The sequence below is a fragment of the Bradyrhizobium sp. NBAIM08 genome, assembly GCF_020193935.1.
GTDB classification, from domain to species: Bacteria; Pseudomonadota; Alphaproteobacteria; order Rhizobiales; family Xanthobacteraceae; genus Bradyrhizobium; species Bradyrhizobium yuanmingense.
Window position 1 is genome coordinate 1 of the sequence record NZ_JADYVR010000494.1, and the last position, 435, is coordinate 435.

At 61.8% G+C, this 435-nt stretch carries 1 protein-coding gene; it reads right to left on the bottom strand.

The annotated features are described in order from the left end of the window. The coding region (locus tag I6F37_RS40620; RefSeq protein WP_225154463.1) for a helix-turn-helix domain-containing protein at positions 1–360 on the bottom strand (360 nt) is incomplete at its 3' end. Between the last annotated feature and the right edge of the window lie 75 nt (positions 361–435).

Here is a 435-nt window from a genome sequence, read left to right on the forward strand (position 1 = left end):
GCCTTCCTCCATCAGTTGAGCGCGAATGCTGAGCTCTTCGCTCGCCGGCAGATGGCGCCGGCCCCAGGCGCCGAGATGCGCCATGATCGGCACGAGCGCGATCGCCATCTCAGTCAGGCTATAGATCGCCTTTTGCTTGTGGCTCGGGTCGTCGCGCTTCGTCAGCATGCCGATGGCCATCAGCGTCTTCAGTCGGTCGGCGAGGCTGTTGGAGGAAATCCCCTCCTGCGAGCGCAGGAGCTCGCGGAAGTGCCGTTTGCCTCCGAAGATCATGTCGCGGAGGATCAGGAGGCTCCATTTGTCGCCAAAGACTTCGAGCGAGAGATTGATGGGGCAACCCGAGCGGTGGTCGTCAGTCATTCCGGTCTCTGAAGCGGGAGCGGGATGCGGGCACAATGCCCGCTTTTTGCGTCCCGCTGCAAAACTGCTTGCATT